At 58.0% G+C, this 14,559-nt stretch carries 13 protein-coding genes; 10 read left to right on the top strand and 3 right to left on the bottom strand.

All coding sequences use genetic code 11. The features are described from left to right. Positions 1–19: 19 nt before the first annotated feature. On the bottom strand, positions 20–502 hold the full coding sequence (gene smpB / locus AB4N92_RS07990; protein ID WP_005791513.1) for an SsrA-binding protein SmpB: 483 nt from the start codon (positions 500–502) through the stop codon (positions 20–22). A gap of 168 nt (positions 503–670) precedes the next feature. Here smpB and AB4N92_RS07985 point away from each other — a divergent pair, with 168 nt between their 5' ends. Together AB4N92_RS07985 and AB4N92_RS07980 are read left to right on the top strand one after the other, a co-directional pair. Next, the gene (locus AB4N92_RS07985; RefSeq protein WP_183703510.1) at positions 671–1,105 is read left to right on the top strand and encodes a type II toxin-antitoxin system RatA family toxin; all 435 of its coding nucleotides are present in this window, start codon (positions 671–673) and stop codon (positions 1,103–1,105) included. Continuing rightward, complete coding sequence (locus AB4N92_RS07980; protein ID WP_460129745.1) at positions 1,098–1,400, top strand: RnfH family protein; 303 nt, start codon at positions 1,098–1,100, stop codon at positions 1,398–1,400. Before AB4N92_RS07985 ends, AB4N92_RS07980 begins: the two co-directional genes overlap by 8 nt. Before the next feature lie 63 nt (positions 1,401–1,463). On the opposite strand, the gene AB4N92_RS07975 is transcribed toward AB4N92_RS07980, so the two are convergent. Further along, positions 1,464–1,991 (bottom strand): outer membrane protein assembly factor BamE, encoded by a 528-nt coding sequence (locus tag AB4N92_RS07975; protein WP_016976810.1) that lies wholly within the window; start codon positions 1,989–1,991, stop codon positions 1,464–1,466. 98 nt (positions 1,992–2,089) lie between these two features. On the opposite strand from AB4N92_RS07975, the gene fur reads away from it, so the two are divergent. Then, entirely contained in the window at positions 2,090–2,494 is a 405-nt protein-coding gene (gene fur / locus AB4N92_RS07970; protein WP_003194220.1) for a ferric iron uptake transcriptional regulator, read from the top strand. An 86-nt stretch (positions 2,495–2,580) separates the two neighbouring features. On the opposite strand, the gene recN is transcribed toward fur, so the two are convergent. After that, positions 2,581–4,254: a DNA repair protein RecN gene (gene recN / locus AB4N92_RS07965; RefSeq protein ID WP_010206622.1), complete on the bottom strand. Its 1,674-nt coding sequence runs from the start codon at positions 4,252–4,254 to the stop codon at positions 2,581–2,583. Positions 4,255–4,508: 254 nt separating this feature from the next. Between recN and grpE the strand changes: the two genes are divergently transcribed. The 7 genes from grpE (at position 4,509) to greA (ending at position 14,549) form a co-directional block, all read left to right on the top strand. Then, the gene (gene grpE / locus AB4N92_RS07960; protein ID WP_021492893.1) at positions 4,509–5,069 is read left to right on the top strand and encodes a nucleotide exchange factor GrpE; all 561 of its coding nucleotides are present in this window, start codon (positions 4,509–4,511) and stop codon (positions 5,067–5,069) included. Positions 5,070–5,171: 102 nt separating this feature from the next. Further along, positions 5,172–7,094, top strand: a complete 1,923-nt coding sequence (gene dnaK, locus AB4N92_RS07955) for a molecular chaperone DnaK (RefSeq protein WP_010206617.1) — start codon at positions 5,172–5,174, stop codon at positions 7,092–7,094. A gap of 317 nt (positions 7,095–7,411) precedes the next feature. Next, positions 7,412–8,536, top strand: coding sequence for a molecular chaperone DnaJ (gene dnaJ / locus AB4N92_RS07950; protein ID WP_010206615.1), 1,125 nt, complete (start codon positions 7,412–7,414; stop codon positions 8,534–8,536). Between the two features lie 10 nt (positions 8,537–8,546). Then, entirely contained in the window at positions 8,547–9,353 is an 807-nt protein-coding gene (gene dapB / locus AB4N92_RS07945; protein WP_010206614.1) for a 4-hydroxy-tetrahydrodipicolinate reductase, read from the top strand. Positions 9,354–9,612: 259 nt separating this feature from the next. After that, positions 9,613–10,749 (top strand): glutamine-hydrolyzing carbamoyl-phosphate synthase small subunit, encoded by a 1,137-nt coding sequence (carA, locus tag AB4N92_RS07940; protein WP_010206613.1) that lies wholly within the window; start codon positions 9,613–9,615, stop codon positions 10,747–10,749. A 105-nt stretch (positions 10,750–10,854) separates the two neighbouring features. After that, positions 10,855–14,076, top strand: a complete 3,222-nt coding sequence (gene carB, locus AB4N92_RS07935) for a carbamoyl-phosphate synthase large subunit (protein WP_010206612.1) — start codon at positions 10,855–10,857, stop codon at positions 14,074–14,076. Continuing rightward, positions 14,073–14,549 carry a transcription elongation factor GreA gene (gene greA / locus AB4N92_RS07930; protein WP_010206609.1) on the top strand — a complete coding sequence of 159 codons (477 nt, stop codon included), beginning with the start codon at positions 14,073–14,075 and terminating at the stop codon, positions 14,547–14,549. Before carB ends, greA begins: the two co-directional genes overlap by 4 nt. Positions 14,550–14,559: the final 10 nt, after the last annotated feature.

Here is a 14,559-nt window from a genome sequence, read left to right as displayed (position 1 = left end):
GGCTGCATCACTGCAAGGATCAGTCTTCCTTGCCCTTGTTGCGTACGGCACGATGAAGCTCGCGATTGGAATCGCGTTCGCGCTCGGTATCGCGCTTGTCGTATTCCTTCTTGCCCTTGCCCAAGGCGATCTCGCACTTGACCAGGTGCTTGCTCCAGTACCAGGACAGGCAGACGCAGGCATAGCCCTTCTGCTGTACGGCAGCAGCGAGCTTTTCCAGTTCGCGGGCATTGAGCAGCAGCTTGCGCGTGCGTACCGGATCGGCAATCACGTGGGTGCTCGCAGTGGTCAGCGGGGTGATATGACTGCCGAGCAGCCATGCCTCGCCATCCTTGAGCAGCACATAACTGTCGACCAGCTGCAGCTTGCTGGCACGCAGACTCTTTACTTCCCAGCCGGCCAGGACCAGACCAGCCTCGAACCGATGTTCGATGAAGTAATCGTGTCGCGCCTTTTTATTTTGCGCGATGGTCCCTGTGGGGTGTTTCTTTTGTTTAGCCATAGGGGCGGCATTATAGGGAGTTGCGAGCCTGTCGGCTACGGTCAACCTGCGTGCTTGAGCGTGTTGGACGAATCCCGGACAATGCAGGCAGTTCTCTGGTTTTTTTCTTTCGCGGATCGGGCTGTTCTTCCGCGATGTTTGCCGCTCAGCTGTGGAAATAACGCACACATGACGACGCATATTCAACGTTCAGCGCTGCTGCCCTATCCGGCACAGGCGCTCTATGACCTGGTCAACGACGTGGCGCGTTACCCGGAATTCCTGCCGTGGTGCTCAACCGCCGAGGTGCTGGAAAACAGTGATGAGCACATGGTCGCCAGTGTCGGGGTCGCGAAGGGCGGTCTTAGCCAGCACTTTGTGACGCGTAATGTGCTGGTGCCTGGGAAATCCATCGAAATGAATTTGCAGGAAGGGCCGTTTACTCAGTTGCATGGGGTGTGGGTATTCAAGGCGCTGACGGACAAGGCCTGCAAAATCAGCCTGGATCTTTCCTTTGATTACGCTGGGCCTGTCGTGCGCGCGACCTTGGGGCCTTTGTTCAATCAGGCGGCAAATACCCTGGTGGACGCATTTTGCCAGCGGGCCAAGCAACTGCATGGTTGAGATTGAAGTGGTGTATGCCGCAGTGGATCACCAGGTGCTGCTGGCGGTGACGGTGCCGGCCGGCACCAGCCTGCGCGCGGCGGTGCAGGCGTCAGGCATTGCAGCGCAATTCCCCGGGCTGGATCTGGCTGATTGCCCTTTGGGTATTTTCGGCAAGGTAGTCGCGGACGCTGAGGTGCGCAGTGTGCAGGCGGGTGATTGTATCGAGATTTACCGTCCATTGCTGGCAGACCCTAAAGAAGTGCGCAGGTTGCGCGCAGCCAAAGCGGCGCTGGCCAAGCAACAGAACTCATAGGTCAGCCAAATGGCGAGCAGCAAAAAGCCCGGCATGCCGGGCTTTTTGTTGAGCGACGCACATTTACTGCGGACTGGTATCCAGAGGTTGTGGCGTCGGCACAGGCACCGTTTCCACGCCGTCGACGTCTTTCTGGATCTTGTCGAGCAGCGAGCCTGGCTTGGCCGGTACTTCGGACTTCGGCTTCTCGCCTTCCTGCGCAGGCGCAGTGACATTGGTGCCGTTGTCCTTGCCGAGCAAGGCTTCATCACGACTCACACCGGGCATGAAGTCGCCGGACAGGCTGACAAGCTGGTCATTGCCATTGAAGATGACACTGACGCGCTCCTGCTGGCGTTCACCGCCGCCTGGCTGAAGGCTGTAGAGATAATCCCAGCGATCGGCATGGAAAGTGTCGGTCAGCAGGGGGTTACCCATGATAAACCGTACTTGCCGTCGGGTCATTCCGGGGCGTAACTGGTCTATCATGTCCTGCGTGACGACATTGCCCTGCTGGATGTCGATTTTGTAAACCCCGGGGAATGAACAACCGGCGAGTGCGAGCAGTCCCACAAAGGTGAAACTGGTTAGCAAGAGCTTGGTGTTTTGCATCGGTGGGCGACTTCCACTATCTTGGCTGGGACAACGTAAACGCCGATCATACCCGTATTAAGAGAAGCTGCGAAGCAGCATCCGCGAGAAAGCTAACCATGGTTGAAAATAGCGAACTACGCAAAGCCGGTCTCAAAGTGACTCTGCCACGAGTCAAGATTCTACAAATGCTCGATTCTGCTGAGCAGCGCCACATGAGTGCCGAGGATGTTTACAAGGCACTGATGGAGTCTAACGAGGACGTCGGCCTGGCCACGGTTTACCGTGTGCTGACCCAGTTTGAAGCCGCAGGGCTGGTGGTTCGTCATAATTTCGACGGCGGTCATGCGGTGTTCGAACTGGCTGACGGTGGTCATCACGATCACATGGTTGACCTGGATACCAATGAGGTTATCGAGTTCACCAGTCCGGAAATCGAAGCGCTGCAGCACAAGATTGCTGAGGAGCATGGCTTCGATCTGGTTGACCACAATCTGGTCCTGTACATCCGTAAGAAAAAGTAACAAGCGTTGCAGATTCTCTCTGCAAAACGATCGAAGGCGACCTTAGGGTCGCCTTCGTGCTTTCTATAAGAGAGAAAATAGTTCGGTTAGGCCTTTGCCGCTACGACCATTTTCTTCGCGTGCGCCAAAGACTCCTTGGTTAGATCGATGCCGCCAAGCATGCGTGCGACTTCTTCCACACGTTCCGACTTGTTCAGCTTGGACACGGCTGTGTGTGTTGCATCGCTGCCGCGTACCTTGTGCACAAAGAGGTGTTGATGTCCCTGGGCCGCGACTTGTGGCAAGTGAGTTACCGTCAGTACCTGGCCTCTATCTCCAAGGCGTCGCAACAGCTGGCCAACAATTTCTGCTGTCGGCCCGCCAATTCCCACATCGACTTCATCGAACACCAGTGTCGGCACCCGAGAGGTTTGCGCAGTAATCACCTGGATTGCCAGGCTGATCCGCGACAGCTCGCCGCCGGAGGCTACTTTCGCCAGCGCTTTGAGCGGTTGTCCGGGGTTGGCGCTGACCAGTAGCTCGACCTGCTCCAGCCCGTGGGGTTGTAGTTCGTTGCTGGCGCTGGTGCGCAATTCGATGGTGAAACGACCGCCAGGCATGCCCAGACGCTGGATCTCCAGCTCCACTGCGCTGGCCAGGCCCGTCGCTGCTTGCTGGCGCAGGTCGCTGAGCTCGCGCGCTTTCTCTTGGTAATGACGAGCGAAAGAGGCGAGCTCACCGCTCAGGCGCTCGATAGATTCATCGTTGGCGTTCAGGGTCTCGATTTCATCCAGCAGCTTTTGCTGCATCGTCGCCACTTCAGTGGGCTGGATGCGATGTTTGCGTGCCAGCGTGTAGATGGTATCCAGGCGTTCTTCTATTTCCTGCAGGCGTGCTGGGTCGGCATCGAAGTGATCCAGGAACCGATTCAGTTCGCCGACGGCTTCCTCTACCTGGATCTGTGCGCTGGTAAGCAGGGTCGTCGCCTCGCTCAACGAGCCGGAGCCGCTGTTCACGCTCGATAGGCGATTGAGGCTGGCAGTCAGTGCATTGAGCACGTTCCCGGAGTCGCTCTCACTGCACTGCTCCACCACCTGGCGGCAAATGCCCAGCAGGGTTTCCGCGTTGGTGAGGTTCTTGTGTTCCTGCTCAAGCTGCTCCAGTTCGGTCTCGCCCAGGCCCAGGCTTTCCAGTTCTTCGAGTTGATAGCTGAGCAATTGATGGCGAGCACGTTGCTCATCGCCGGAGTTGGAGAGTCGCTCCAGTTCCTGGCGAGTCTGGCGCCAGCGCTGGGCGGCAAGCTGCACCTGGCGGGCAAGGTCTGTGGCACCAGCGTACTCATCGAGCAGGCGACGATGGGTGTCGGTTTTCAGCAGGGACTGGTGTTCATGCTGGCTGTGGATGTCGATCAGCAACTCGCCCAAGGCTTTAAGGTCGCCAAGCGGGCAGGGTGTGCCGTTGATGTAGCCACGGGAGCGACCTTCCGCCGTGATGACCCGTCGCAGGATGCACGGACCTTCATTATTAAGGTCGCGCTCGGACAGCCAGGCTTCTGCCTCGGGAATGTCTGCCAGGTCGAAGGTGGCCAGGATGTCGGCCTTGTCTGCCCCAGGTCGCACCACGCCGCTGTCGGCGCGATCACCCAGGGTCAGGCCCAAGGCGTCGAGCATGATCGACTTGCCGGCGCCGGTTTCGCCTGTGATTACGCTCATACCGCGATCCAGTTCGAGATCCAGGTGTTCAACGATGGCGTAGTTATGTACGGACAAGTGCACGAGCATGACGGCCGCTCCCAGGCTTTAGGTCTGGTTATTTATACAGTGTTTTGTTCGAGGCTGACAATCCTGGCGCTTAGCTCGATTTGCTTGAATGAGCGAATTTTTTAGCGCAACGAGGAATGGAAGCGCAGGAATTGATCCACATCACTGGAAAGACTTTTGGTAACGCCTGCACCCTTGAACCTGGAAATTGTGGCCCCATATACCGGAACAGAAGCGCGAGTTGAGTTCGCGCATGATTTTGAAAGGAGAAAACTATGGCTGACGAACAGACGCAGGATACGCAAACTCCAGACGCCAATTCGGCTGTCGGCGATGAGCTGGCGACTCGTGTGCAAGTGCTCGAAGAGCAACTGGCCGCTGCGCAGGACCAGTCTTTGCGTGTTGCCGCTGATCTGCAGAACGTCCGCCGCCGTGCCGAGCAGGATGTAGAAAAGGCTCACAAGTTCGCACTGGAAAAATTTGCCGGTGACTTGCTGCCGATCATCGACAGCCTGGAGCGTGGTCTTGAGTTGTCCAACCCGGACGACGAAAACATCCGCCCAATGCGCGAAGGGATCGAGCTGACCCTGAAAATGTTTCAGGACACCCTGAAGCGTTATCAGTTGGAAGCCATCGATCCAGCAGGCGGTGAGCCGTTCAACGCTGAGCACCACCAAGCCATGGCCATGCAGGAAAGCCATGACCTGGAGCCTAACAGCGTGTTGAAAGTGTTCCAGAAAGGTTACCAGCTCAATGGTCGCCTGCTGCGCCCGGCGATGGTTGTGGTGAGCAAGGCCCCTGCACCGGTTTCACCTTCTATTGATGAGCAGGCTTGAAATACGCTGAAAAGCCCTCATCTATAAGTCAAGCGTTTAAGTGCTACCGCAGTTAGCCACCACTGCTGCGGCAACCAAATTCAAGTTTCGGGAGAGTAAATAATGGGCAAAATTATCGGTATCGACCTGGGGACCACCAACTCCTGTGTCTCCGTCATGGAAAACGGCAAAGCCAAAGTCATCGAAAACGCCGAAGGTGCGCGTACCACGCCGTCGATCATTGCATACGCAAATGATGGCGAGATCCTGGTAGGTCAGTCGGCCAAGCGCCAGGCTGTCACCAACCCGCACAACACCCTGTACGCGGTAAAGCGTCTGATCGGTCGTAAGTTCGACGAAGAAGTCGTACAGAAAGACATCAAGATGGTGCCTTACAAAATCGCCAAAGCTGACAACGGTGACGCCTGGGTTGAAGTAAATGGCAACAAGATGTCTGCCCCGCAGATCTCGGCTGAAGTCTTGAAAAAGATGAAGAAGACTGCCGAAGACTACCTGGGTGAAACCGTGACCGAAGCGGTGATCACTGTTCCGGCCTACTTCAACGACAGTCAGCGTCAGGCGACCAAAGACGCCGGCCGCATCGCGGGTCTGGACGTAAAACGTATCATCAACGAACCAACCGCAGCCGCTCTGGCTTACGGTATGGACAAGGCCAAAGGCGACCACACCGTGATCGTTTATGACTTGGGCGGTGGTACTTTCGACGTCTCCGTCATCGAGATCGCTGAAGTTGACGGCGAGCACCAGTTCGAAGTGTTGGCCACCAACGGTGACACCTTCCTCGGCGGTGAAGACTTTGATATTCGTCTGATCGACTACCTCGTTGACGAATTCAAGAAAGAAAGCGGCATGAACCTTAAGGGCGACCCGCTGGCCATGCAGCGCCTGAAAGAAGCTGCCGAAAAAGCCAAGATCGAGCTGTCCTCGAGCATGTCGACCGACGTGAACCTGCCGTACATCACTGCAGACGCCACTGGTCCTAAGCACTTGAACGTGAAGATTTCTCGCGCCAAGTTGGAAGCGCTGGTTGAAGACCTGGTTCAGCGCACCATCGAACCTTGCCGCATCGCGCTGAAAGACGCCGGTATCGACGTTGGTTCCATCAACGACGTGATCCTGGTGGGCGGTCAGACCCGTATGCCACTGGTTCAGCAGAAGGTCACCGAGTTCTTCGGTAAAGAAGCCCGTAAAGACGTGAACCCGGACGAAGCGGTTGCCATGGGTGCTGCCATCCAGGGCGCGGTATTGGCCGGCGACGTGAAAGACGTGCTGCTGCTGGACGTCAGCCCGCTGACCCTGGGTATCGAAACCATGGGCGGCGTGATGACTGCGCTGATCGAGAAAAACACCACGATTCCTACCAAGAAATCCCAAGTGTTCTCGACTGCCGATGACAACCAGGGCGCTGTGACCATTCACGTGCTGCAAGGTGAGCGTAAGCAGGCTGCTCAGAACAAGTCCCTGGGCAAGTTCGACCTGTCCGAGATTCCACCAGCACCACGTGGCGTGCCACAAATCGAAGTGACCTTCGACATCGACGCCAACGGCATCCTGCACGTCGGCGCGAAAGACAAGGCTACCGGCAAAGAGCAGAAGATCACGATCAAGGCCAACTCCGGTCTGTCTGATGAAGAAATTCAACAGATGATTCGTGATGCTGAAGCCAACGCTGATGCGGATGCCAAGTTTGCTGAACTGGCTGGCGCCCGTAACCAGGGTGATGCACTGGTTCACTCGACGCGCAAAATGGTCGCTGATGCTGGCGATAAAGTGACTGCTGAAGAGAAGACTGCAATCGAAGCTGCTGTGGTTGCCCTGGAAGCCGCCGTCAAAGGCGACGACAAGGCTGCTATCGAAGCCAAGATCGAAGAGCTGTCGAAAGTCTCTGCGCCGGTTGCTCAGAAAATGTACGCCGAACAAGGTCAGCCAGCTGACGGTGCTGCGCAACAGGCAGAGCCTGAAGCCAAGCACGACGACGTTGTCGATGCCGAGTTCGAAGAAGTCAAAGAAGACCAGAAGAAGTAACTTGGTCGCCCGGTTGACCGCTATCAAGCGGTGACTGGTAGGATGTCGCCGCGCGGGAGCTTGCTCCCGCGTTGGCGTGTCTGGGGTATGCGAATTTTTACAGTATGCGACAGCGTTCGGATGCTGGCGGTGTGATCGGGAATGCTCCTGCTTTCCGAATGGCATTCACCGCGTTTTTGGCCGGGTCCCTGGCTGAAAGCAGTTATGACCAGGATCGTTGAATTGACGTGAGTTGGGTCCGGGCCTGTATTGGGGCTCAACGAGTTTAGTCAGGCTCAGGAGGGTCTGGCTGAACGTCCTTAAGAGTGCAAAGACTTATGGCAAAGCGTGACTATTACGAAGTATTGGGTGTGGAGCGCGGCTCCAGCGAGGCGGACCTGAAGAAGGCCTACCGTCGCCTGGCGATGAAGCATCACCCGGACCGTAATCCGGATAACAAAGAATCCGAAGAGATGTTCAAAGAGGCCAATGAGGCCTACGAATGCCTGTGTGATCCCAATAAGCGTGCGGCCTACGACCAGTATGGCCATGCCGGTGTCGACCCAAGCATGGGTGGCGGCGGTGCCGGGTTTGGCGGTCAGAACTTCTCCGATATTTTCGGCGACGTATTCAGCGACTTCTTCGGCGGTGGTCGAGGTGGTCAGCGTGGTGGCGCCCAGCGTGGTAGTGATTTGCGCTACACCCTGGAATTGAACCTGGAAGAAGCCGTGCGCGGCACCAGCGTCAACATCCGTGTGCCGACGCTGGTCAACTGCAAGCCGTGCGATGGTTCGGGTGCCAAGAAAGGCTCTTCGCCGATCACCTGCCCAACGTGTGGCGGTATTGGTCAAGTTCGCATGCAGCAGGGCTTCTTCTCTGTGCAGCAGACCTGCCCGCGCTGCCATGGCCAGGGCAAGATCATTTCCGATCCGTGCGATTCCTGCCACGGCGAAGGTCGTGTCGAAGAGTACAAAACCCTGGCGGTGAAAGTGCCGGCGGGCGTGGACACCGGAGACCGTATTCGCCTGTCGGGTGAGGGCGAGGCTGGTACTCAGGGTGGTCCGACGGGCGACCTGTACGTAGTGATCAACGTGCGCGAGCACTCGATCTTCCAGCGCGACGGCAAGCACCTGTTCTGTGAAGTGCCGATCAGCTTTGTCGATGCAGCCTTGGGCGGCGAGCTCGAAATTCCTACCCTTGATGGTCGGGTCAAGCTCAAGATTCCTGAAGGCACTCAGACCGGCAAGCAGTTCCGTATCCGTGGCAAAGGCGTTGCGCCGGTGCGCGGTGGCGGTGCTGGGGACTTGATGTGTCGTGTGGCGGTAGAGACGCCGGTCAACCTGAATCGCCGTCAGCGCGAACTGCTTGAAGAATTCCGCAGCTCGATGGAGGGTGATGACTCTCACTCGCCAAAAACTGCAGGCTTTTTCGATGGTGTGAAGCGCTTCTTCGGCGACCTGTAAGGAATTGAGTATGCGACGTATAGCCGTAATGGGCGCTGCCGGGCGCATGGGCAAGACGCTGGTCGAAGCGGTGCAGCAGCGCTCGCCGGCTTCCGGCCTGACTGCGGCGATCGTTCGTCCGGGCAGCACGTTGATTGGTGCGGACGCGGGCGAGTTGGCCTCGTTGGGGCGCATCGGTGTGTCGTTGTCCGGCAGCCTGGAGCAGGTAGCGGATGAGTTCGATGTGTTGATCGATTTCACCCTGCCGGACGTGATGCTGAAAAACCTGGCGTTCTGCCGTAAGGCGGGCAAGGCAATGGTGATCGGTACCACGGGTTTGACTGCTCAGCAGAAGCAATTGTTGGAGGAGGCGGGCAAGGATATTCCTATCGTCTTCGCCGCCAACTTTAGTGTCGGTGTGAATCTGTCGCTCAAGTTGCTGGATCTGGCGGCGCGCGTGCTGGGTGATGAAGCGGATATCGAAATCATCGAGACTCACCATCGCCACAAGATCGACGCGCCTTCGGGCACCGCGCTGCGCATGGGTGAAGCGATTGCCGATGCACTGGGTCGCGACCTGTCGAAAGTCGCGGTGTACGGTCGCGAAGGCCACACCGGCGCGCGTGCACGCGACACCATTGGTTTTGCGACCGTGCGCGGCGGTGACGTGGTGGGTGATCACACCGTATTGTTCGCCACTGAAGGTGAGCGTCTGGAAATCACGCATAAGGCCTCCAGCCGCATGACCTTTGCCAAGGGAGCGGTACGTGCTGCGCTCTGGTTGGAGGGGCGCGAGCCGGGTCTGTACGACATGCGCGATGTGCTGGATCTGCACTAATCAGTAGCTAAAACAGGGCCTCAAGCTTATGCTTAGGCCCCGTTTTTACCCGCTAAGCGACGTCCTGTCGCATTCCCCTGCCTTTAAGGCTCATTAGCGGTGGACCAAAAAAGCCTTTTTCTGTAAGCTACAGCTTTAGTGTGTCCACTAAAAGCGCGCAGAATAATTCAGTGAAGAAGCGGGGTGACGTGTCCATACGTCACTCCGCTTTTTTACAACCTGCGATCGCCCTTTCAGGCTTTATTTACGGGAGGTCTTCTTGACTAAGCCAGCCATACTCGCCCTTGCTGATGGCAGCATTTTTCGCGGCGAAGCCATTGGAGCCGACGGTCAGACCGTTGGAGAGGTAGTGTTTAACACTGCCATGACCGGCTATCAGGAAATCCTTACCGATCCTTCCTACGCCCAACAGATCGTTACCCTGACCTATCCGCACATCGGCAACACCGGTACTACACCGGAAGATGTCGAGTCTGATCGTGTCTGGTCGGCCGGTCTGGTGATTCGTGACCTGCCACTGGTTGCGAGCAACTGGCGTAACACGATGTCGCTGTCCGATTACCTGAAAGCCAACAACGTTGTGGCGATCGCCGGTATCGATACGCGCCGCCTCACGCGCATCCTGCGTGAAAAAGGCTCGCAGAATGGCTGCATCATGGTCGGTGACAATATCTCCGAAGAGGCGGCGATTGCCGCGGCGCAAGGTTTCCCAGGCCTGAAAGGCATGGACCTGGCGAAAGTCGTCAGCGTTAAAGAGAAGTACGAGTGGCGCTCCACTGTCTGGGACTTGAAGACCGACAGCCATGCAACCATCGACGCCGCTGACCTGCCCTACCACGTAGTCGCCTACGACTACGGCGTTAAATACAACATCCTGCGCATGCTGGTCGAGCGAGGCTGCCGCGTGACCGTGGTGCCGGCGCAAACCCCGGCCAGCGACGTGCTCGCCCTGCAACCGGACGGTGTATTCCTGTCCAACGGCCCAGGTGACCCTGAGCCATGCGACTACGCCATCCAGGCGATCAAGGACGTACTGGAAACCGAGATTCCGGTCTTCGGTATCTGCCTTGGTCACCAGCTGCTGGCCCTGGCCTCCGGCGCCAAGACCCTGAAAATGGGTCACGGCCACCACGGTGCCAACCACCCGGTTCAAGACCTGGACACTGGCGTTGTGATGATCACCAGCCAGAACCACGGTTTTGCGGTAGATGAAGCAACCCTGCCGAGCAACGTGCGCGCCATTCACAAGTCGCTGTTCGACGGTTCCCTGCAGGGCATCGAGCGCACCGACAAGAGCGCGTTCAGCTTCCAGGGCCACCCTGAAGCGAGCCCGGGCCCGAACGACGTAGCGCCGCTGTTCGACCGTTTCATCAATGAGATGGCCAAGCGACGCTGACTGAGCGGCCTGCGGGCGGCCCCGGAGACCGGTGGCCCCCGCAGGCTCATCAAAGATTGTTCAAGACGGCTTGCCGACTGACCTGCGGATTTGAGTGACAAACCCATGCCAAAACGTACAGACATAAAAAGCATCCTGATTCTCGGCGCTGGCCCGATCGTGATCGGCCAGGCCTGCGAATTCGACTACTCCGGCGCCCAGGCTTGTAAAGCCCTGCGCGAAGAGGGCTACCGCGTCATTCTGGTGAACTCCAACCCGGCCACCATCATGACCGACCCGGCCATGGCCGACGCCACCTACATCGAACCGATCAAGTGGCAGACCGTTGCCAAGATCATCGAGAAAGAGCGTCCAGATGCGCTGCTGCCAACCATGGGCGGCCAGACTGCACTGAACTGCGCCCTGGACCTGGAGCGCGAAGGCGTCCTGGAAAAATTCGGCGTAGAAATGATCGGCGCCAATGCCGACACCATCGACAAGGCTGAAGACCGTTCGCGTTTCGACAAGGCCATGAAGTCCATCGGCCTGGCCTGCCCGCGTTCCGGTATCGCCCACAGCATGGAAGAAGCCAACGCGGTCCTTGAGACCCTGGGCTTCCCGTGCATTATCCGTCCGTCCTTCACCATGGGCGGCACCGGTGGCGGTATCGCTTACAACCGTGAAGAGTTCGAAGAAATCTGCGCCCGTGGCCTGGACCTGTCGCCGACCAAAGAGCTGCTGATCGACGAATCCCTGATCGGCTGGAAAGAATATGAGATGGAGGTTGTCCGCGATAAGAAGGACAACTGCATCATCGTCTGCTCCATCGAAAACTTTGACCCGATGGGTGTGCACACCGGTGACTCGATCACTGTTGCTCCTGCACAGACCCTGACCGACAAGGAATACCAGATCCTGCGTAACGCCTCCCTGGCGGTACTGCGCGAGATTGGCGTGGAAACCGGCGGTTCCAACGTTCAGTTCGGCATCTGCCCGAACACCGGCCGCATGGTCGTGATCGAAATGAACCCACGCGTTTCCCGTTCGTCGGCCCTGGCTTCGAAAGCCACCGGCTTCCCGATCGCCAAGGTCGCGGCCAAGCTGGCAGTGGGTTACACCCTGGACGAATTGTCGAACGACATCACCGGCGGCAAGACCCCGGCGTCCTTCGAGCCGTCCATCGACTACGTCGTGACCAAGCTGCCACGTTTTGCCTTCGAGAAATTCGCCAAGGCTGACGCACGCCTGACCACCCAGATGAAGTCGGTGGGTGAAGTGATGGCCATCGGCCGTACCTTCCAAGAGTCTCTGCAGAAAGCCCTGCGCGGCCTGGAAGTGGGCGTTTGCGGTCTGGACGAGAAGCTCGACCTGAGCAACCCGGAAAGCATGAGCGTGCTCAAGCGCGAGCTGACCGTGCCGGGCGCCGAGCGTATCTGGTACGTGGCTGACGCCTTCCGCGCCGGCATGACCGTCGAAGACATCTTCGGCATGAACATGATCGACCCGTGGTTCCTGGTACAGATCGAAGACCTGATCAAGGAAGAAGAGAAGGTCAAGACCCTGGGTCTGGCCAGCATCGACCGCGACATGATGTTCCGCCTCAAGCGCAAGGGCTTCTCCGATCAGCGTCTGGCCAAGCTGCTGGGTGTGACCGAGAAGAACCTGCGTACGCATCGCCACAAGCTGGAAATCTTCCCGGTCTACAAGCGCGTTGACACCTGCGCGGCCGAGTTCTCCACCGACACCGCCTACCTGTACTCCACCTATGAGGAAGAGTGCGAAGCCGCGCCGTCGGGTCGCGACAAGATCATGATCCTGGGTGGCGGTCCAAACCGTATCGGCCAGGGTATCGAGTTCGACTACTGCTGCGTCCACGCCGCCCTCGCTCTGCGCGAAGATGGCTATGAGACCATCATGGTCAACTGCAACCCGGAAACCGTTTCCACCGACTACGACACCTCCGATCGCCTGTACTTCGAACCAGTGACCCTGGAAGACGTGCTGGAAATCGTGCGCGTCGAGAAGCCCAAAGGCGTGATCGTGCAGTACGGCGGTCAAACTCCGCTGAAACTGGCGCGCGCCCTGGAAGCCGCTGGCGTGCCGATCATCGGTACCAGCCCTGACGCCATCGACCGTGCCGAAGACCGCGAGCGTTTCCAGCAAATGGTAGAGCGCCTGAACCTGCGTCAGCCGCCAAACGCCACCGTGCGCAGCGAAGACGAGGCCATCCGTGCCGCCAGCAAGATTGGCTATCCACTGGTGGTGCGTCCGTCCTACGTACTGGGCGGCCGTGCGATGGAAATCGTCTACGAAGAAGAAGAACTCAAGCGTTACCTGCGCGATGCGGTGAAAGTGTCCAATGACAGCCCGGTGCTGCTTGACCACTTCCTCAACTGCGCAATCGAGATGGACGTGGACGCTGTTTGCGACGGCACCGACGTGGTGATCGGCGCGATCATGCAGCACATCGAGCAGGCGGGTGTTCACTCGGGTGACTCCGCATGCTCCCTGCCGCCGTACTCGCTGCCGGCGCACATCCAGGACGAGATGCGCGAACAGGTCAAGAAAATGGCCCTGGAGCTGGGCGTGGTCGGCCTGATGAACGTACAGTTGGCGCTGCAAGGCGAAGACATCTACGTCATTGAAGTCAACCCGCGCGCTTCGCGCACCGTGCCATTTGTTTCCAAGTGCATCGGTGTGTCCCTGGCCATGATCGCTGCTCGCGTGATGGCCGGTAAGACCCTGAAGGAAATCGGCTTCACCAAGGAAATCATTCCTAACTTCTACAGCGTGAAAGAGGCGGTGTTCCCATTCGCCAAATTCCCTGGCGTGGACCCGATCCTGGGCCCAGAGATGAAGTCCACCGGTGAAGTGATGGGCGTTGGCGATACCTTCGGTGAAGCCTTCGCCAAGGCCCAGATGGGCGCCAGCGAAGTGTTGCCGACCGGCGGTACTGCGTTCATCAGCGTGCGTGATGATGACAAACCGCTGGTTGCAGGCGTGGCCCGTGATCTGATCAACTTGGGCTTCGAAGTCGTGGCCACTGCCGGGACCGCCAAGCTGATCGAAGCTGCCGGCCTGAAAGTGCGTCGCGTGAACAAGGTGACGGAAGGCCGTCCACACGTGGTCGACATGATCAAGAATGACGAAGTCACCCTGATCATCAACACCACCGAAGGTCGCCAGTCGATCGCGGATTCCTACTCCATTCGTCGTAACGCCTTGCAGCACAAGATTTACTGCACCACTACCATTGCTGCTGGCGAAGCCATCTGCGAAGCGCTCAAATTCGGTCCGGAAAAGACCGTGCGTCGCTTGCAGGATCTACACGCAGGATTGAAGGCATGACCAAATACCCAATGACTGTCCAGGGCTTCAAGGCCCTGGAAGAGGAGCACGCCCATCTGACCAAGGTCGTACGTCCAAAGCTGAGCCAGGACATCGGTACGGCCCGTGAGCTGGGTGACTTGAAGGAAAACGCTGAATACCACGCTGCTCGTGAGCAGCAAGGTATGGTTGAGGCGCGGATCCGTGATATCGAAGGCCGCCTGCAGAACTCGGTGGTCATCGATGTGACGACCATTCCAAAGACCGGCAAGGTGATTTTCGGCACTACCGTGGAAATCGCTAATGTTGAGACTGACGAAAGCGTGGTCTACCACATCGTTGGCGAAGATGAAGCTGACTTCAAACTCGGCAAAATCTCTGTCGGTTCTCCGCTCGCCCGCGCCTTGATTGCCAAGGAAGAGGGCGATGTGGTGTCTGTTAAAACGCCTGGCGGCGTGACCGAGTACGAGATTGTTGAAGTTCGTCACGTCTGAAAGGCGGCGC

The sequence above is a fragment of the Pseudomonas sp. S3_A09 genome (assembly GCF_054668065.1).
This window is presented reverse-complemented; position numbering and strand designations above follow the sequence as displayed.

What these genes read in the sequence shown, in the direction of transcription:
- smpB (WP_005791513.1), bottom strand. Translation starts at nt 502, where the DNA reads ATGGCTAAACAAAAGAAACACCCCACAGGGACCATCGCGCAAAATAAA.
- AB4N92_RS07985 (WP_183703510.1), top strand. Translation starts at nt 671, where the DNA reads ATGACGACGCATATTCAACGTTCAGCGCTGCTGCCCTATCCGGCACAG.
- AB4N92_RS07980 (WP_460129745.1), top strand. Translation starts at nt 1,098, where the DNA reads ATGGTTGAGATTGAAGTGGTGTATGCCGCAGTGGATCACCAGGTGCTG.
- AB4N92_RS07975 (WP_016976810.1), bottom strand. Translation starts at nt 1,991, where the DNA reads ATGCAAAACACCAAGCTCTTGCTAACCAGTTTCACCTTTGTGGGACTG.
- fur (WP_003194220.1), top strand. Translation starts at nt 2,090, where the DNA reads ATGGTTGAAAATAGCGAACTACGCAAAGCCGGTCTCAAAGTGACTCTG.
- recN (WP_010206622.1), bottom strand. Translation starts at nt 4,254, where the DNA reads ATGCTCGTGCACTTGTCCGTACATAACTACGCCATCGTTGAACACCTG.
- grpE (WP_021492893.1), top strand. Translation starts at nt 4,509, where the DNA reads ATGGCTGACGAACAGACGCAGGATACGCAAACTCCAGACGCCAATTCG.
- dnaK (WP_010206617.1), top strand. Translation starts at nt 5,172, where the DNA reads ATGGGCAAAATTATCGGTATCGACCTGGGGACCACCAACTCCTGTGTC.
- dnaJ (WP_010206615.1), top strand. Translation starts at nt 7,412, where the DNA reads ATGGCAAAGCGTGACTATTACGAAGTATTGGGTGTGGAGCGCGGCTCC.
- dapB (WP_010206614.1), top strand. Translation starts at nt 8,547, where the DNA reads ATGCGACGTATAGCCGTAATGGGCGCTGCCGGGCGCATGGGCAAGACG.
- carB (WP_010206612.1), top strand. Translation starts at nt 10,855, where the DNA reads ATGCCAAAACGTACAGACATAAAAAGCATCCTGATTCTCGGCGCTGGC.
- greA (WP_010206609.1), top strand. Translation starts at nt 14,073, where the DNA reads ATGACCAAATACCCAATGACTGTCCAGGGCTTCAAGGCCCTGGAAGAG.